19 protein-coding genes are annotated in these 19,260 nt (G+C 30.4%); 2 read left to right on the forward strand and 17 right to left on the reverse strand.

Annotation, left to right across the window (positions count from 1 at the left end; translation table 11 throughout):
• Entirely contained in the window at window positions 1-561 is a 561-nt protein-coding gene (gene efp, locus KQ51_RS07385) for an elongation factor P (RefSeq protein ID WP_038470821.1), read from the reverse strand.
• Window positions 562-743: 182 nt separating this feature from the next.
• Here efp and KQ51_RS07390 point away from each other — a divergent pair, with 182 nt between their 5' ends.
• Entirely contained in the window at window positions 744-1,121 is a 378-nt protein-coding gene (locus KQ51_RS07390) for a rhodanese-like domain-containing protein (RefSeq protein WP_038470823.1), read from the forward strand.
• 29 nt (window positions 1,122-1,150) lie between these two features.
• Here KQ51_RS07390 and KQ51_RS07395 read toward each other — a convergent pair whose 3' ends face one another.
• The 5 genes from KQ51_RS07395 to KQ51_RS07415 form a co-directional block, all read right to left on the reverse strand.
• The gene (locus tag KQ51_RS07395; protein ID WP_038470826.1) at window positions 1,151-2,617 is read right to left on the reverse strand and encodes a hypothetical protein; all 1,467 of its coding nucleotides are present in this window, start codon (window positions 2,615-2,617) and stop codon (window positions 1,151-1,153) included.
• 74 nt (window positions 2,618-2,691) lie between these two features.
• Window positions 2,692-3,039 (reverse strand): hypothetical protein, encoded by a 348-nt coding sequence (locus KQ51_RS07400; protein ID WP_038470828.1) that lies wholly within the window; start codon window positions 3,037-3,039, stop codon window positions 2,692-2,694.
• Window positions 3,040-3,088: 49 nt separating this feature from the next.
• Window positions 3,089-3,388: a hypothetical protein gene (locus KQ51_RS07405; RefSeq protein WP_038470830.1), complete on the reverse strand. Its 300-nt coding sequence runs from the start codon at window positions 3,386-3,388 to the stop codon at window positions 3,089-3,091.
• Window positions 3,389-3,402: 14 nt separating this feature from the next.
• The gene (locus tag KQ51_RS07410) at window positions 3,403-4,989 is read right to left on the reverse strand and encodes a gamma-glutamyltransferase family protein (protein ID WP_038470832.1); all 1,587 of its coding nucleotides are present in this window, start codon (window positions 4,987-4,989) and stop codon (window positions 3,403-3,405) included.
• Between the two features lie 111 nt (window positions 4,990-5,100).
• The gene (locus KQ51_RS07415) at window positions 5,101-5,436 is read right to left on the reverse strand and encodes a hypothetical protein (RefSeq protein WP_038470834.1); all 336 of its coding nucleotides are present in this window, start codon (window positions 5,434-5,436) and stop codon (window positions 5,101-5,103) included.
• Window positions 5,437-5,571: 135 nt separating this feature from the next.
• On the opposite strand from KQ51_RS07415, the gene KQ51_RS07420 reads away from it, so the two are divergent.
• A complete protein-coding gene (locus KQ51_RS07420) occupies window positions 5,572-6,468 on the forward strand; it encodes an ADP-ribosylglycohydrolase family protein (RefSeq protein WP_038470836.1) in 897 nt (298 codons plus the stop codon).
• Between the two features lie 53 nt (window positions 6,469-6,521).
• Here KQ51_RS07420 and KQ51_RS09765 read toward each other — a convergent pair whose 3' ends face one another.
• The 11 genes from KQ51_RS09765 to KQ51_RS07475 all read right to left on the reverse strand — a co-directional run bounded on the left by KQ51_RS09765 (window position 6,522) and on the right by KQ51_RS07475 (window position 19,074).
• A complete protein-coding gene (locus tag KQ51_RS09765) occupies window positions 6,522-7,451 on the reverse strand; it encodes a hypothetical protein (protein ID WP_038470838.1) in 930 nt (309 codons plus the stop codon).
• A gap of 152 nt (window positions 7,452-7,603) precedes the next feature.
• The gene (locus KQ51_RS07430) at window positions 7,604-8,452 is read right to left on the reverse strand and encodes a DegV family protein (RefSeq protein ID WP_038470840.1); all 849 of its coding nucleotides are present in this window, start codon (window positions 8,450-8,452) and stop codon (window positions 7,604-7,606) included.
• Window positions 8,453-8,650: 198 nt separating this feature from the next.
• Window positions 8,651-9,490, reverse strand: a complete 840-nt coding sequence (locus KQ51_RS09515; RefSeq protein WP_052609343.1) for a type II CAAX endopeptidase family protein — start codon at window positions 9,488-9,490, stop codon at window positions 8,651-8,653.
• The gene (locus tag KQ51_RS07440; RefSeq protein WP_052609345.1) at window positions 9,483-10,319 is read right to left on the reverse strand and encodes a CPBP family glutamic-type intramembrane protease; all 837 of its coding nucleotides are present in this window, start codon (window positions 10,317-10,319) and stop codon (window positions 9,483-9,485) included. Before KQ51_RS07440 ends, KQ51_RS09515 begins: the two co-directional genes overlap by 8 nt.
• Window positions 10,320-10,529: 210 nt before the next feature.
• Window positions 10,530-11,168, reverse strand: coding sequence for a beta-phosphoglucomutase (gene pgmB, locus KQ51_RS07445; protein WP_052609347.1), 639 nt, complete (start codon window positions 11,166-11,168; stop codon window positions 10,530-10,532).
• A 65-nt stretch (window positions 11,169-11,233) separates the two neighbouring features.
• On the reverse strand, window positions 11,234-12,511 hold the full coding sequence (locus KQ51_RS07450) for an ABC transporter substrate-binding protein (protein WP_038470842.1): 1,278 nt from the start codon (window positions 12,509-12,511) through the stop codon (window positions 11,234-11,236).
• A gap of 70 nt (window positions 12,512-12,581) precedes the next feature.
• Window positions 12,582-14,804 carry a glycoside hydrolase family 65 protein gene (locus KQ51_RS07455; RefSeq protein WP_038470844.1) on the reverse strand — a complete coding sequence of 741 codons (2,223 nt, stop codon included), beginning with the start codon at window positions 14,802-14,804 and terminating at the stop codon, window positions 12,582-12,584.
• Window positions 14,805-14,808: 4 nt separating this feature from the next.
• Window positions 14,809-15,714, reverse strand: a complete 906-nt coding sequence (locus KQ51_RS07460; protein ID WP_081909937.1) for a carbohydrate ABC transporter permease — start codon at window positions 15,712-15,714, stop codon at window positions 14,809-14,811.
• Window positions 15,714-16,658 carry a carbohydrate ABC transporter permease gene (locus tag KQ51_RS07465; RefSeq protein WP_038470846.1) on the reverse strand — a complete coding sequence of 315 codons (945 nt, stop codon included), beginning with the start codon at window positions 16,656-16,658 and terminating at the stop codon, window positions 15,714-15,716. The genes KQ51_RS07460 and KQ51_RS07465 overlap by 1 nt, the downstream gene beginning before the upstream one ends.
• Window positions 16,658-18,136 carry a glycosyltransferase gene (locus KQ51_RS07470; RefSeq protein WP_038470848.1) on the reverse strand — a complete coding sequence of 493 codons (1,479 nt, stop codon included), beginning with the start codon at window positions 18,134-18,136 and terminating at the stop codon, window positions 16,658-16,660. The genes KQ51_RS07465 and KQ51_RS07470 overlap by 1 nt, the downstream gene beginning before the upstream one ends.
• Window positions 18,133-19,074 (reverse strand): carbohydrate kinase family protein, encoded by a 942-nt coding sequence (locus KQ51_RS07475; RefSeq protein ID WP_038470850.1) that lies wholly within the window; start codon window positions 19,072-19,074, stop codon window positions 18,133-18,135. The genes KQ51_RS07470 and KQ51_RS07475 overlap by 4 nt, the downstream gene beginning before the upstream one ends.
• Window positions 19,075-19,260: the final 186 nt, after the last annotated feature.

Below are 19,260 nucleotides of genomic sequence, written 5' to 3' on the forward strand. Positions count from 1 at the left end.
TTATTGAGCTCTTGTATCATACTTTCCAGTATTTGTATTGATGACGATTCTATCGCCTTCACTTACAAATAAAGGAACTTGTAGTTTAAATCCTGTTTCTACAACACAATCTTTTGTCGCTGTTTGTGCTGTATTACCTTTTACTGCTGGATCTGCTTGTGTTACTGATAATGTTACTTTTTCAGGGATATCTACACTTAAGATTTCTCCTTCAAAGCTAATTACATTTACTTCCATACCTTCGATAATAAAGTTTAACTGTTCTCTAATCCCATTCATATCAACTTCAACTTGTTCATAAGTTTCATTGTTCATGAATACAGCAGTTTCTCCCATGTTGTAAGAATACAACATTTTTTCCTTATCTATATGAGCGGTTGCTACTTTTTCACCCGCACGCCAAGTTTTATCAACTACAGCACGAGTACGTAAGTTTCTCAATTTACTTCTTACAAAAGCAGGACCCTTTCCTGGTTTCACGTGTTGGAACTCTATTACTAGCCATAAGTGTCCGTCACTTTGGATTGTTACTCCTGTTTTAAAGTCATTTGTTGTTATCATTTTATACTCACTCCTAATCATAGAATATATTATATATAAAAACTCATAAAAAGTCTATACAATACGACAAATCTTTCATATATATTTATTATAATGTAAAACATAAACATAAATCTTCACAAAATTTCCTTTTGACTATTTCGGTACTTACAATTATAATCATATTTGAGGAGTGATACATTATGGACTTTTGGAGTTTAGCATTAGCAATCGTTTTAGGTCTTGGTTTAGGTTTGATAATGATGCGAAATCAAGGTGTTGATTTTTCTAAAATATCAGTTTTAAAAAGAAATGATTTTCTAGATAATATGCGTAAAGGACAATTAATAGATGTTAGAAAAAAAGCGCAGTATGAAGAAGACAAAATCAAAGGTGCTCGTAATTTTACAACACGTCAACTAACAGCAAAAATTAGTAAATTACGTAAGGATCAAACTGTTTATCTTTATTGTCAAAATGGACGAAGAAGCAAACGAGTTGCACGTAGTTTAATGAGAAAAAAATATCATCAAGTTTATGTTCTTGAAGGTGGATTTGATTCTTACAATAATCCAAAATAAACAAAAACGCACAAAATTGTGCGTTTTTTTTAATTCTCTTTTAACATCAAGTATTCAATAATGGGATTATTATCCCAAATGATTGAATTCTTGTAATAAAGGTTTTGGAAATTACTTAAACTGAGTATTGTATCATCCACTCCTGAATTTGTTAAGGCGATTTCACCGATATAGTTAGATAATTCACTTTCATCTTTGATTCCATCTTGTTGTGAGTATTGCTCAATTAGAATCCCGTAGTTTGTTTGATATATTAGATGTTCTTTAAAATCATCATTTTTATAATAGTAGAAATCCTTATATTTAATGATGTCAAATGCTTCAAAAGTATTTTCGGTTTCATCAAAATAGTTCTTATATTCCCTTGATTCTAAAAGATAAACATCATATTCGTCTATTAACTCATAATCCAAATCATATTGATTACCATTAACGAAGTAATTAATGTCAGAAACTCCGTCACCTCTTTTTTGTAGAGTAAGGCTTGTATAATTCTCATAATCTGGAAAAACTTCATATGGTGTGTGTAAATTAGCAGTAATCCTTCCGTCTGTTACAGAATTCGGATTGCTTATAGTACCTTTTAAAATTGGTTCAATAGCATATTTATCTCTTGATGGTATATCCTTATAGACTTCAATTCTTGACTCACCTACAAGGTATTGATGGTAATCCACTCTAAATATAGTCTCATAATCTACTTCATCCTCGTCAAACTCATAGAAAGTAAAATCTGTCACTTCATCAAAACTGTCTATTTCATCAAAATGATTATAAACCTTTTTAGTTTGAGTAATTAACGTGTCTGAAAATTCGGTTTCCATAGTTACTTCAAAATAGTTTGATATTTTTGTTTGATTAACTAGAGTAAAGGCTTTGTCAAAATCAGGTTCTGATTCATCCTTGGAATAATCATCCGCAATATAATTAACTGTTTCTCTTAAACGGTAATACTCGACGATATTATCTTCGGTGTATCTTAGTTCAACACTAATTTTAACAGCTCCATCTTCCACTTTTCGGTATTCATAACCAGTGATACCAGTTCCACTCATACCACTATAACCTTCACTATTTCCGTAGTAGTTATATTCAAATGTCATTTCTAATTTTGCATCTGTTTGTGTAACGATTGTTGGAGTTGGACAATTGTATAACAACCTAGAGCCATGGATATAGTTTCCAAACTGATCATAATAATAACACCTTTCGATTGGTGGTGTTTCTGCGTTTAAAATATAATTTCTTTGCGCAATTGAAGAACTGAATAAAACAATCACTACACTAATTATTGTAAAAACATTAAAAGCGATTAATCGTTTCCCTACCATTCTATCTCGATATTTTTCTATTGTATTTTTATAAATCCTAATCAATATCCTAATACTAAACAAACCAGTAAAGATAAAAGTTATTGCATGTTTTGTAATGTAATAGAATTGATTAAACCTTGGTAAAAACCATGTTAGGACTGTTACAACAAACAGGATCCACATGTATCTTTTTTTAATAAATTTAATTGTAATTCTCCTCTCATATTTTAATTTTTATTATAAAAACTAAAATATGATCAACATCTAATGACTTGTAATCTTTTATAAACGGCTACACTCAAAATAAATTCTTTTATGTTAACATACCCATTAACCAATATAATAGGTATATTAATGTTTCTAAACCCTATAAATAATGGGGATAATTTAAAGATACAAATTATCGGTAATATATAAGTTACTATAATACTTAAACCAACAAATAATACTACCTCAGCAAGATAAATAGTGATGTTAATTAATGTGGAAATAGTAATAGTTGAAAATGGCACTATTCTAACTTGTGCAAAATAAAAAATCTGAGAAATAGTGAATAAAACGAAAACTATACCAACAGCCATATACATATGTTTATTGCTTTTCATTTCATCACCCCTTTTCAGATTTAGTATCATTAACATTATATCATAAAATCTACTTTTTCTGTTCTTTCTTTTTTACTTCTACTAGTGGCATAACTGCGTAAATTACAAACAGTATTAATACTAAAACACCTAAAGCTACATAAGTAAGAATAAATTCTTCCATTCTAACTAGTGGTCCTAAAACCATAATCGAAACTGGAATCAGTAAAATCAGTAAAACATTCCAAAGTCTTGTTGTACCTAAATCAGCATTACATTTAGGACAATGTGTCCCCATACTTCCGTGCATTGTTATTCTATTTCCGTAACTAATTGTTTTCTCCTTGCATTTCGGGCATTCTGATTTCATTGTAATTCCTCCTATTAGTAGTATGCTATGTAACCATCACATCTGGTTTCTGTACCAGCAACGTAATGATCTTTTTCCTTTAAGATGATTTGGCCTCTCCCAAATCCTCCATTATATAAATCAATATTGATATGATGTCCTTTTTCTCGTAATTTTTGAGCAACATAAATGTCAAAAGTATTCTCTATTGATACTTTAAGTTTATCATCCCATCTAAATCTTGGGGCATCAAGTGCACTTTGGGGGTTCATTTTAAAATCAATAAGATTCATCACAACTTGCAGATGACCTTGTGGTTGCATAAACCCTCCCATAACTCCAAATGCACCAACTGCTTCATTATCTTTCATAATAAAGCCAGGAATAATGGTATGATAAGTTCTTTTTCTTGGTTCTAGTTTATTATGATGATTCTCATCTAAACTAAAAGTATGACCTCTATTTTGCATTGCTATTCCTGTCCCAGGAATAACAATTCCACTACCAAATCCCATATAATTACTTTGGATAAAAGAAACCATATTTCCATCTTTATCAGCGGTAGCTAAATATACAGTTCCAGCTTTTTTGTAATCAATCGGTTCATGGAGTAATGCTTTATCAGTTATATCTTTCTTTCTTAATTTAACGTATTCATCGCTAATTAGGAAATCAGGATTTACTTTCATAAATTTAGCATCAGTAACATATTTCAAAGTATCGCTAAAAGCGATTTTTACTGCTTCTATTTGTTTATGAGTAGTTTCTATTTTTCCTTCTATTAAGCTTTCATCGTTTAATAGATTAAGAGCCATAAGTGCAGTAATACCCTGTCCGTTGGGAGGTATCTCACAAATATCATAACCTTTGTAATTAACACTGATTGGTTCCACAAACTCTGCTTCATATTCGTTTAAATCTTTCATATCAATAAAACCATTATTTTCTTCCATGAAAGAAACAATTTTATTAGCTAAATCACCTTTATAAAAACTATTACTATTTGTTTTACCAATTTCTTCCAATGTACTCGCATGAAACTCTGATTTAAACAAATCTCCAGCTTTATAAGGTACACCGTTTTTAGTAAACACTTTATAGAAATGATCGTATTCACTTGTTGTATTTCTTTTCTTATATGTATTGATCGCTTTTGTAAAATAGAACCCAACAGTCTCACTAATAATAAAACCATCTCGAGCTAATATAATTGCGGGAGTTAATACTTCTAATAAACTTAAATTACCCCATTTGTTAATTAAACTAGCCCAACCTTTAGGAGTACCAGGTACAGTAATAGGTACAACTCCTCCTATTGGCATTCTTTCGTGTCCTAAGCGTTTTACTTTATCAATTGTGATATTATGACTAGAATACCCACTACTGTTCATACCGTGTAATTTAGCGTTGATATAGACCAAAGCAAAACAGTCACTACCAATTCCATTACTAGTTGGTTCAACAACAGTTAAAGCTGCAGCAGTCGCGACAGCTGCATCAACAGCATTTCCACCTTGTTTAAGGATTGATAAACCAGCTTGGCTAGCTAATCCTTCACTTGTGGCTACAACCCCGTTTTTAGCGTAAGTGCTCTGCCTTTTACTATAAAATGGATTATTCACAAAATCACCTCTTAATTATTATAACATAAGCCCATAACTTTATTATTTTTGTTTAAAGAAAGTGGGGAATACCGGTAAATAGATTATAAAAAAAGACCAATTAGGTCTTTTTTAGAATAATCCTAATACTTGTAATACCTTTAACACAATCAAGAAAACTAACGCAATCTTGAAATACTTATTTGATGACTTTCTTAATCTAGTAATAACTAGAAATATTAATAAGATAATCTCCCCATAAACTACAAATGTAGTAACAGTACCTAAAATATCCCTTAGGAAATCAAACAATGCTAGAGTAGTTAAAACGCTTAATAACTCTTGTAACAACATAGAACCAAATATTACATAAACACTATATTTTCCTAGTTCAGATTTTTTAAAGAAAGCGTAAAACAAAATAACTAGTGAAGTTAATACTACTAATAAATTGATAACAAAATTCATTATAATCCTCCTAATAATTCATAAAATCAGCTGCTGATTGTTAAATAACATCTTCCTTATTATAACATATGCATATTGATTTATATTTATCGTTTATAGTTTTATAATGAAAGTATCCAAATAGGGGGTAGTATTATGAGAAATACAAAAATGTTAGAAGCTGCACTTTTAGGTAGTGCAAGTGCTCTAGGTTTAAACTGGATATACGATCGGGAAATACTTAAGAAAGAAAGTAAAAAAGGTTCAATGATCTTTAGAACTATTGATCATGATTTATATAGTAAATCAGAAAAAAGCTTTGATGTTTATCCTAATCATCAATTAGGACAATTAGACTTTATGGGTGAAGTTTTGTACTTATATCATATGTTTTATGAATATGAGAAGGCTGATACTATCGAAAGATGGCAGGAATACTTATACGAGTATTTTAGAAAAGAAAATGAATATGATGGTTACCTTGAATCATATGGTAAAGACTTCTTATATCGATTTAAAGAAGCTATTGAGAATAAAGAAAAGCAATTAGAAGAAACTACTTATATTGATAAACAACTAGGTGGTTTAGTTTTCTTACTAGAATTATATGAAAACGACCATTCAATTGATAAAATTGGTGAAGCAGTAAAATACTCAAAAACACTTACAGCGTACACTAATATTTCGTCTTTAACAGTGATGTTAAATGAGTTAATCAAGAAACTTGATTACGGTATTAAAAAAGATGATGCATTAGAGGATGTTATTGAATTAGCTCCAGAAGTATACAAGAATAGTCTAAATGCTGCAGTTACGATAGAAAATACAGATGTATTTGTGGATAACTACGCTGGAGTTGCTTGTGAAATAGGTTTAAGTTTACCACTTATTTTCCATATTATTAAAAAATCCTCTTCTTGGAAAGAAGCAATGGAAATGAATGCAACCTTAGGTGGTGCTAGTTGTGCTAGAGGTATTTATATTAGCGCTATATTAAGTAGAATTTATGAAATACCTGAAAAATATAAAATCCTCCTCTTTTATAAGATATAAAAAAAGCAAAAAGACCTGATTCTCTGGGTCTTTTTGCTTTGCAATTATATATATTATAATTCACCATTATACTGTAAATACTGGGAACCTTTATTAACCATTTTTCTTACAATGAAATTGGAGAGTTTAGCATCAAAGAAACTCTCAAATACTACAACTATACCATTGTACCGATAATAAACATAATAGTACAAGTTATGATTGTTTTGATATACAATGATTCCTTTCTTTTGGTAAACAGGTGTAAATCCTACTGAAACATTTACATCCTTAATCATTCTACTAGCAACAATCTTAACCATTCTACTGTCTAATCTAGTCTCTAGTATTACCCCTATCATCAAAACAAGAAATGATAATAATATTACCAAATAATTAATTCCTGTAAATGAAACATCAACTGGTGCATACTGGAAAATCATCAAGCTAACAAACCCAAAGTAGATTAGATTGTTCAATAATAAGCTAAGGATAATTAATGAGATAATTAATAGAAAATAAAATATATTTGCTAATATAAAAACAGATATATTAGGAATAAATATTATGAGGAACGAAGCAATAATAATTAATTTAATAGCAAAAGTATATTTATCAAATGCACTATCAGTAATCCTATTTTTAAAGTCTTCTGCTTCCTGGCTCTTTTTTCTAAACTTAAGTAAACTGTAATTCATAATAAACTTAAATCGGCTTAAAAAGCCACCGATAGAATAGGCACTTTGGATGATAGATACAACAAAATATATTCCAACAAACAATAATAGTTCAATGTGATGTTCAGTATGGTAATAATTATGAATAATAATAATAAAACCAAACATAAGTGAACTTTTAATAAAAACTTGTATTCCATATTTTATTATTTTTTTTGTCGTTAATTCTTTACCCCAATTAGTGATGTAATTGCGGTAGTTTATAGAAATAAACCATGACGCTAATATTAATAATAGAATAGGTAATACAACAGAAATAAATATCACTACCCATTACCTCCTTATATAAGATAACTTAAACTATATAAATCTAATCAATGATATTTTATCATAGTTACTATTCAATTAATAATAAATTGAATAGTAATTGTCTTTTAATAGATCATTATAGAATAAAAAAAGCCCTGACGGCTTTTTTATTATTTTACTCTTCTTGCGATAATAGCATACATCTCAGGACCGGTATGAATACCAAGTACTGGCGTTAATTGTGAGATAATTACCTCTTTAGTATTTAATCCAGACTCAAGTTTATCTTTTAAGCTTTGAGCTTTTTCTAGATTGTTTCCGTAGTGAATTGTAATTGAGATAGGATCATCTTTATATTTCTCTTTTAAGACTTTTCTCATAGCTAACATAGTACGTTTCATCCCGAAACCTTTTGTGATTGTATTGTAAACACCTTCATCAGTAACAGTAATAACTGGTTTCACGTTTAGTAAGTCACCGATAGTTCCTTCTACTTTACCAATACGTCCACCTTCTCTTAAATATCTAAGCGTTTCAACTGTAAATAAAGCAACACTATCTTCATATCTAACTTGATTTAAATCGGCGATAATTCGCGGAATTGAACGACCTTGTTCAATACTATCTAAAGCAACTTTAACTAAGTCACCTTCAGCTGCTGATAAAGTCTTTGTATCATAGAAATGTAAGTTTGCGCCTTCATGGTCTTTTGCGGCCACTTCAAATGCTTGGAAAGTACCACTTAAATTACTTGAAATAGTGATAACTAAAATGTCAGTATATCCTTCTTTTTCAAATTTCTTAATTGCTGCTTGGAAATCTTCCAAACTTGGTAAGCTTGTAGTTACTTTTGTAGTTTCTAATTTCTTATATACTGTCTCATAATCAACTTCAATAATGTCTCTGTGAAATTCACCTTCAAAAGATATCATTAAAGGTGTCATAATAAGGTTCTTATGCTTCTCAATAAATTTTAAATCTAGATTACTTGCTGAATCTGTGATTATACCAATTTTCATTTTTATCACTCCCAAATAAAATATACTATAAATTACTATGTGTGTCAAAGTAATAATTATAATAATTGGCCACGTTGTGTTATTTGTACACAGAATATGGGTTTTTGTTTTATAAGTTCCTTAATTTACATTAAAACCTTCATTATTTAGCAATAAGAAAAAGGTATAATTTTGTGATTATACCTTTTAGTTTATATTTTATTGTGTTTGCATTACTTGCTTGTTTTTTCTTGTTTGATACCAAATAGTAAGACCAATTGCTGTTACTATATTTATTGCTATCCATACCATATATGATGGTTGCGCAACGTCTTTCGTAAAGAATACTGGAAATAATGATAAGAAGAAATTACTTGCTGCATGCATGATCCATGCGATAACAAACTTTTTACCACTAACGTTATACATAATACCAATGATAAGAGAAAATGTAGTAGCAAATATAACAAAGCTAATAAATGAATAGTAAATATGGCTTTCACCTGGCATTAACCATAATGGGTAATGCCATAATCCCCATATAATACCAATTAGTAAACTTGCTTTGATAACTCCTAATTTCTCTTGAAGTGGTTCTAAAATATAACCTCTCCAGCCAAACTCCTCTTGTCCCCCACCAATTAAAAACATAACAAATATATAAATAAAGACTGTTAAGAAGATTGGTAATCCTGCTTCAAATGGGAAGTATGAATTTGGTAATTCCTCTAATCCCATAATATTAGGATAATAGTGCGCGATAATATTAGAAACTGAAGATAAAAGTAAAGCAATAACGATATAGATAGGTTTAATTCTAAAGTCTAATACTTTCTTAAAGAACTTTTTGATTCCTTGCCATCCTTCAGCTGAACCAATTAAGATCAATGCTGAAGCTAAAGGAGCTGAAGCTCCGAGAACCTGAATCGGCATTTTAAAAGTTGTTAACCATTCTGGTAAGTTTTCGACACCGAAAGTTGGTAAGGTATATGGTAACCAGAATAACCAAGCCCATCCAAAAGTTATAGCAAAGAATAAAACTATTTTTTTATTACTCATAACTTAATTGCTCTCTTTTCTGTTTTCTAGTAAACCAAATAGCAATACCAATAGCAGCTAGAACATTACATCCTGCCCAAACCCAATAACCAGGTTGAGGTACATCTTCTAAGAATAAGATTGGGAAGAAAGGAACTGATACATTAGCGATCGTATGCATAAACCATGCGATAACTACTTTCTTTCCACTTATATTATAAATAATACTAATAATTAAAGACCAACTAGTTGTATAGATTAGGAAAGCTAGAAACGAATAATACTGATGTCCTTCTCCTTCTATTAACCACAATGGTCCATGCCATAATCCCCATAATAAACCTAAGATTAAACTACCTTTAATGATTCCTAGTTTATCTTGCATTGGATCCTGAGCATAACCTCTCCATCCAAATTCTTCTTGTCCCCCGCCAACAAACAAAATCATTAAAGCATAAGGAACAATTAATAGATATACCGGAATATTTAATTCTTCAGGAAATAAATTATCCTGTAAAACATCTAGACCGGTAAAAGTAATAATATAATAAGCTAGAGCTGTTAACCCGACACCTAAAACTAATGCAATAATATAATATTTAGGTTTAATTTTAAAATCTAAACATCTTTTGAAAAAAGCTTTTACTGCTTTAAATCCCCCATCTTTATAAGTAAGAATTACAGCAGATGCCAAAGGTCCAAATGCACCAAGCATTATTGCTGGCATAATTAATCCTTGCAACGTTTCTGTCATTTCATAAACTCCAAAATAAGGTAATACAAATGGTAACCATAATATCCATGCCCATACAAAGGTGATAATAAAATACTTAATAACTTTCTTATTCATTTTTTTATTCTTCCTCTTCTTTTATTTAGATGTGTTGTTAGTAATCACCATGAACAGTATGTCACACACTACTATATTTAGTATAGTAGCATACATTATATAGAAGTACAAGTGTTTTTTAGAAATATATTTTAGAAACCGAACTAGTTTCTATTTAAAATAAAAACACCTTTGGCTTTATTAAGCCAAAGGTGTTTCATTTGAAAATTACTAGAATATTGAATAGTCAATATCCTTAATTTCTTGATATCCATAATCAAAATTGAATAATACGCTTTCTTTTGTAATTCCGATGCTCTTCATTCCAGCGGAGTTAATTGCATTTATCCCTGCTTGAGCATCTTCAACACCAATACATTCCTCACTTAATAAATCATAGTGATTTTTAGCATCTAAGAATATATCGGGATTAGGTTTCCCTCTGTTTTCAGAAGGATCAACAATGTAATCAATCATTTTGAAAATCCCTAAACTTTTTACAATATTAGGCCCGTTTTTTGATGCACTTCCTAGTGCAATCTTGATTCCTTTTTCTTTAAGAAATTGAAATAGTTCTATAACACCTTCAAACAGGTTTGATTCATTGTATTTCCTAATCATTTTAATATACATTTCATTCTTTGTGTTTGCGATACGTTGCTTATCGATTAGAGGAATAGTCTCTTTACCAATTGATTCAAGAATCCTCTCTAAAGAATCCATTCTTGAAACACCTTTTGTTTGTTCTTCAACACTATCATCTATATCGATATTAAATTCATCTTTAACTACTTTTTTCCATGCAGCAAAATGTTCTACTGAAGTCGAAGTTAAAACTCCATCAAGATCGAATATTACAAGTCTAATCATAATTCTCACCTTCCAAACAAAAGATAAACCTCTGGTATCCCAGAGGTTTAATCAATTTAAGTATTCTATCCTAAATCTTCAATTACTGCTTTCATTTGTGCAATAAACTCAGCTTGAGTTATACCACCTGTAGTACCAGTAACACCTTTTGCATATAATTCATAGATTGGTCCTAATGTATCCATACCAAATCCTGCAGGCATATCATTTTGCCACCATGCATAAGCTTTACCTTTTTGGTTCCATTCCATTACTGCTGCACTTAAAGGTGTAGCAGGAGTTAATGTTACAGAGTTGAATGCAGGTACCATATGAGCATCATTAACCATGTATTCATGTCCTTCAGTTGTTGCTGCTAAGTCATTTAAGAATGCATTAGCATCATCAATAGAATCAGAATCTTTATTGATTACATAGAATGAAGGAGCTCCGATAAAGATTGAATCATTACCAGTTTCTAATACAGCATGTGGTAAGTAACCCATTTCGAAATCACTATCGTCATAAGAACTATCAGTCCAGTTACCTTGGTGTAAGAATGCTGCTTCACCATTAGCAAATTTACCAACTTGTAAGTCATAAGTTCCTGTTAATAAGATATCTTCATCTGCGTAAGTAAATAAGATTTCTACCCAATCAGCTAGTTGATCTAATCTTGATTGGTTAACTGTACCAGCGTTTAAATCATTGATTACAGAATTATCTGTATAACCTAAACCAGCAGATAAATAACCATTAAAGTTATGAAGTCCAGTAACCCAAGTCATACCAGATGCTGCAGCCATAGATACTACTGCATAGTCATCCATATCATTTGCGTCATAATAAGCTTGAACTGCATCAAATACTTCAATGTATTCAGCTTGTGAAACATCTTCTATACTTGCAATTGTACGTCCAGCACCTTCAAGTGTAAACGCTGCAGTTAAGATGTCTTCATTATAAGCCATTCCCCATCCTTCAACTGCTACAGGGAATCCATAAGTAGCACCGTCAACTACGAATTCTAAATCTGTATTAGATGTCCAAGTTTCACCTGTTACATCTAATATTTTGTCTTCGTAGATATCGTATCCACCCATACCTTCAATTACGAAAATGTCAGGTTGTTCGTCGCCTTGGAACTCAGCTAAGATTTGTTCACCATAGGCGCAAGTATCTCCACCACAAGTTTTAACTTCTACTACAACATCATTTGCTTCTCCCCATGCTTCAGCGTAATCTCTTAAAACAGAGTCGATCTCAACTTTGTTTTGAAAAATTACTAATGTTTTTTGTCCACCACATGCGCTTAGTGTAAGTACTAATACTAATGCAGCTACTAATAATAATAATTTTTTCAATTTAATTTCCTCCTATTTTTTTTTTATTTTATTTAGTTTTAATTAATTAAAATTAAAATTGAAAACATAGTTATTCTGGTAAATCTGTTTTGTAAACGTTGGAAACTTCAATCATTTTTCCATATATATTAAGTTTTACATCCCCGGTTGTTTCAATGACTAATTTATCTGATAAACTAATCGTTACTGTTTCATTCTGATATTGAATCTTCAGATTGAATCCTTCCAAATCATTCATCCTATGAGGTTCTAATTTTAAATAACCTCGGTGGATTCTAAGTCCAAGTACTCCGTAAGCAAACCCTATGTATGAACCACCCAAATTAGCTACATGAAGGCCCTGTTCAGTATTGTTATGAGTATTTTTATAATCAGTGTTCAACACTTCATTGAAGTACTTCCTAGCCATTTTAGACTTATTAAGTTTAAATGCCATAATACTATAAATACATTTAGATAAACTAGAATCATGTGTAGTTATTGGTTCATAATAATTAAATGTATCTTCTAATATATCTAACTGTTCAAAATCTAATAATAGTAAGGCTAACATTGTATCTGCTTGTTTTAAAACCTGGTGTTTATATAGATACAACGGGTGATAATTTAGTAGTAATGGAAATTTGTCTTTTGGTATATCATCAAGGTTTAATCTGGCTTTTGATAAGAAGTTCTTATCTTGAGCAAAGATATTAAGTTCTTTATCAAATGGTAAATATATATTCTCACCAATATCTTCTAGAACTTTCATTTCCTTTTCAGTAATACCTAGTTTAGATATGCATTTTTCTAATTCTTTCTTATATTTGTTGTATAAATATACCGTTTCATTGAAGTGATATTTCATCAAAATATTTGTATAGAAATTATCGTCAACTACTGTCGTATATTCATCAGGTCCTGTAACACTATTCAAATGGTAAAAACCTTCATGATAGTTTGTTGCCTCTTGAAGAAATCTTGCTGTTTCGATTAGCATCTCAAATCCATAATTAATTAAGAAATCAATGTCATTTGTAGCCTCAAAATATTTTACTATTGCATAAGCGACATCACTATTGATATGAAATTGAGCACTTCCTGCTGGATAGTAAGGTGATGCCTCTTCACCATTGATTGTTCTCCAGGGGATTTTGACACCTTTACTATATCCTAGTTCACGAGCTTCTTCTCTTGCTAATTCTAATGTTTGATAACGATATAATAGCAAGTTCTTAGCTTTTAATGGATTGGTAAGAACAAAGAATGGAATCATATAAATTTCTGTGTCCCAGAAATAATGTCCTTCATATCCTTCACCACTAAGTCCTTTTGCACTTATATTGTGAATGTCACTTTCACCACCACAATTGTTCAACTGATAGATATTATAATTAAGTAATTTTGTAGTTTCCGCATTTGTAGTTTCTATATTGGAATTATTCCAGAATTCATTTGAATACTTTTCTTGTTCTTGCAGTAAATTATCCCAACTCAAACTTTCTAGTTTTTTAACTATTTCTTTCGTTCTTGCTTCGTAATTCTCATCGTACAAAGAAGAAGAATGAATTACATATTTTTGAACTTTAAGTGGTTTATCGATTTTAAAGTATCCCGATGCTTTAATCATCTTGTCATCAACTTTATTATATAAATCAACATTGTGGATCATTGTCGATTCAACGGTAAATTTAGAGCGTTCTGTTTTCGAAGTAATTGAACCTTTTTCACAATCAATAGCTATTATTTCCATAGAATTATCTAAAGTTTGAATCCGTGGATCATTATTTTTTTCATGATTTCTTTTTGATTGTCTTAAGAAACTCTTAACTTTTATTTCATGTGGATAGTTTGGTGAATATATAATTAATTCAATTCCGATTAGTTCTTTTATAAATCTTGAAACAAACTTTGTTTCTTCAAGATAAAAATCATATTTTTCATCTTTAGTTTGATAATGAATTTTTCGAAGAGTAATTCCTTTTTCAAGGTTGTACTCTCTTTCTAAAGACACAATATTACACGTCTCTAAATTTATTCTATTTTTTTGAAACGTAATTCTTATATTTGTTCCATCAATGATATTTACAAACTTTTGTCCTTCTTGAGGAAAACCCGTTAGGTTTTCTTCATAGTGGTAATCATAAAATTCATAAAGTCCGTTGATGTATGTTTGATTATACTCATATTCTGTTCCATATCCTTCAGTAAACGTTCCTCTTGTACCCATATAACCATTTGCAATGCTAAAGATTGATTCATCTACTAGCAACTCTTCTTTCTTTACTCTATTTACTCTATTTATATTCTTCATGATTTTATTTAATAGCTCCTGAAGTCATACCTTTAATAATATATTTCTGAGCAAATAAGAATAGAATTACAACTGGTAATGCCGCCATAACAACAGCTGTAAGGATTAATCCCCACTCTTTATCATAGAATCCAGCTAGATTTGATACACTGATTGGAAGAGTTTGAATATCTCCTCCTTTACCTAAGATTAAAACTGGCAAGAGGTAATCGTTCCAGATCCACATACCATTTAAAACTAACATTGTAACAAAGATAGGTTTTAAAATCGGAAGAATCACTTTAAAGAATACTTGTGGTTTTGAACAACCATCAATAATTGCTGCTTCTTCAATATCAATTGGAACTGATTTTATGAATCCGTGGAACATAAAGATACTTAACGGTGCTCCAAATCCAACATATGCGAGGACAATACCATGAATTGTATCTTTGAATGGTATTCCAGTTATGTTCTTTAGAGTTTGTAATAAACTTGATAATGGTAGCATTACTACTTGGAATGGTACAACCATTCCTGCAATGAATAATAAGAATATTGCAGTAGAATACCATTTTTTAGTTCTTACTAATACCCATGCAGCCATTGAACTAAAAATCCCAATTGCTACAAGACTTATCGTAGTAATAATTACTGAGTAAATAAATGAACTATAATAATTTACATTGTCTCTAGTTAATATATCTTGTATATTGGTAAAAATATTACTAATGTTTTTAGGTAATGCCATTGGATATTGTATAATTTCTTGGGCATCTTTTGCCGCATTTATAACGACCATATAAAGTGGAAACATAAATATTAAGAACAATGAAATAGTAAGTACATAGAGTAATACTTTTCTCCAAAACTTCCATGTATTAATCTTATAAGTATTTTTTATCTTTAAACTTTTAGTTTTTCTAGCCATTATAACTCCACCTCTCTTTTCTTGTTGAAGTAAACTTGTGTAAGAGAGAATATGATTAACACGGTGAAGAATACAATTGCTTTTGCTTGTCCTATACCCATTCGAGTATAGGTAAATGCCTCATCATAAATGTTGATAGCAATTAAGTCAGTAGACTGAACTGCTGGAACAATGTCTAAATTATATAGACTTGCTAACCACACCGGTAATAGTGTTGCTGGTCCACCACCAGTAAGTGATAATACTGTGTCAAACTGTTTAAATGATGTTACTAGTGTTAAGAACAGAGCAATTGTGAATGCCTGAGCTACAAGCGGTAAGATTATTGTTCTTAATCTTTGCCAAATATTAGCTCCATCAATACTTGCTGCTTCTAGTAAATCTTGAGGTACGTTTTGGATAGCGGCTATATATATCATCATAATATATCCAGCATATTGCCAAGTAACAACAACAATTAAACCAAATAATGCAGAATCTCCACTTGCTAGAATACTTGGACTAAAAATTCCACCAAGTGATTCTAAAGCATTGTTATATATAAACTGCCAAATATATCCTAAAACCAATCCACCAATTAAGTTTGGTAAGAAGAATCCTGCTCTAGCAATATTTCTAATTTTGATTTTTTGTGTAACAAGTAATGCTAAGCCAAATGCAACGGCATTAATTGCAACAATATTCAATACTGAATAGATTGCAGTTCTAAAGAATGAATAGGCAAATCCATAATCAGAAAAGATTGTTACATAGTTTTGGAACCATATAAAATTCTCTCTTCCGGTATTCAAACCTGTCCAGTCTGTCATTGAATAATAAATCCCCTGTATGAAAGGAACTATTACAAACAATGTAAAACAGAACAACGAAGGAAGTATAAAGAGAAAGAATACAAAATTGTTTGATTTTTTATATGACTTTACTTTTCTAGGTTTTTCTACCATTATGTCACCTCTTGATTTAGTTTACTTTTAATAAAGTTCTTATTTAAATCATGTTTACTCTTGCTATAAAAATATGCGGGTATATCTACTTTTATATTTTTGTAGTTCTTTAAAACTTTTTCAATACTATCGCAGTATTTTTTTGCGGTTGCACCCCATGTATATTTACTAATAACTCTTTTTGAACCTTGCTCCTGATAATACTCGTAACTACTAAATAACTTCAGTAATCCCGAAACAATATCATCAATATCTAATACATCTAATAGAACACCAAATTCCTTACCATTTTCTTCTAGCACTTCCGCTGGACCACCATATTTAGTAACTGCGACAGGTAATCCTGCGCACATTGCTTCAATAGGAGCTAACCCAAATGGTTCATATAAAGCTGTTAAGCTAAATACTGATTTGAGTTTAGACATATACCTATAAGTATCCGCCAATTCAAATTGAGAGTTAATACTTATAAACATTACTTTACCTAGTAAATCATTTTCTTTTATAACTTCCATCATTTCATCAATGATTATTATCTCATCTGGTTTTGCATTACTGTAATCTATAAATGCATTTTCAATTCCTCTTAATGAAATAAGTAGATTTGATTTACTTTGTAATTCTTTACTTTTTGCAAAAGCTTTTACTAAACCAATATGATTTTTCTTAGGATCTAACCTACTAGCTAAAACAATATGTGGTAGTTCTCTTCTTGATTCCTCAATATCTCTTTTTATTGTAAAATCTAGTTTCCTTTTAGTTTCTTCACCAACATTCAAGCTCCAGATAGGGGCAAATACCCTAGTGTTAGCCCCTGGAGGAGCAATTGTAAAATTGGGAGGATTCTTTCTATGAAAAGTATCAAAATACAATACATGTCTATATTGTTCGTCACGTTCTTGTGATGTAGAAACAAAAATCATATCACTATTACTAATAGCTGTTCTTTCAGCGATTATTCTTTTATTGAAACTATATTTTTTGATAAGTTCATCATAATTCTTAAAATCATCATTCAACTTATCAAATTTTTGAGCACCTAAACTATGACCCGTAAATGAATATGGAATACCCTTCTTGTCTTTCATCATGGCGCAAGCTAATCCACCATCACCATAATGACCTGTCATGAAATCTATTTTGGTATTCTCTTTTTCATAGAAATCAATAATATTATTGGTCCATTCATTTAAGTGTTCCCATAATAGTTCTTTATTCAAGAATTTATTACCACCGCATTGAATACGGATTATTCGAAGATTTTCGACATTTTCATAATGATCAATCTGTGTTTTAAACATTGGATATTGCTCATCAACAACTTGCCTAGTTACAATATCAATACTATGTCCAAGTTTCGCCATTTCGATAGCTATTTCTTTGACATAAACTAATTGTCCGCCAAAATCAGGATGCATCGTCCAGAAGGAATCCGCATTATCAAAGTTTCCTTGTGGATTCAAAAATATTATGTTCATATTTTCACCCTTATATCATATTTTTCTTTAAGTTCTTTAATTGAAGGAAATTTTACATCTCCACCAATTACTTTTAGGACTTCAGCACTACTTGCTAGACCTAATTCGATGGAATTATAGATTGTATTACCTGTAAGTAATCCACTATATAACCCACTCCAAAATGCATCTCCAGCACCTGTTACTTCAACTATTTCAGTTGCCAAAGTCTGTAGTTTAATTCTTTCACCTTTATATGAAGCTATAATTCCTTTTGAACCAAGTGATAAAATTATCAATTGACAACCAAGGTCTTCATATATCTTTATATAATCTTCATTAGTTGATCTTTTCCCAAAAATTCGAATCGTATCATCTAATGACGGTTTAACAATATCTACTACTTTCAATATCTCCATTAGTTCATCTTTTGTTAACGATTCAGAGGTAATTAAATCCTCATGATAGTTAGGATCAAACCCAATTATTACATTATTCTCTTTAGCTATTTTTATTGCATTCATAATTGTTTGCTTTGAAGGTTCCATTGATAAAGGCCAAAATGAGAAATGTAAGATACTAGAGTTTTTAATAACATTCTCCATGTGTTCATCAAATAAAATTTGATAATCACTACCTCTAAAAAAATTAGGTATCGGTGTTTCACCGTCATTGTAAATATCTACCCGACTAGTACTTGTATCAGTAACATTAATATTTGATTTATCAATTTTCAAATCGTTCAATTTCTTTAAAATGAAGTTTCCGTATGAATCAGATCCTACAGAAGAAAACAATGTAGATTTTTGATTTAATCGATGAAGATTTCTATTTATATTGAAGGTACTCCCTCCAACAATTTCTGTCCCATTTTCCATAATTCTATCAATAAGTATTTCCCCAATAAGGACACAACCCATTTTTGAGGACTTGATATTTAATTTTTCAAAAAAACTCATAAATAACACCAATTCCTAAATGAGGAAACCTTTCCATACTGTTTTAAAAAAAACATTAAACTCTAGTTAAGTCTTCTTTCTAAATGGGTGAGTAGTCCCTTAAACGACCAAGTCATAGGCTTAAAAGTGAAAACCTTTCCACACATTATTAAAAAAATATTTAAAATACTTTAACACAAAAATTAT

Source organism: Candidatus Izimaplasma bacterium HR1, assembly GCA_000755705.1.
Lineage (GTDB): Bacteria > Bacillota_I > Bacilli_A > Izemoplasmatales > Izemoplasmataceae > Xianfuyuplasma.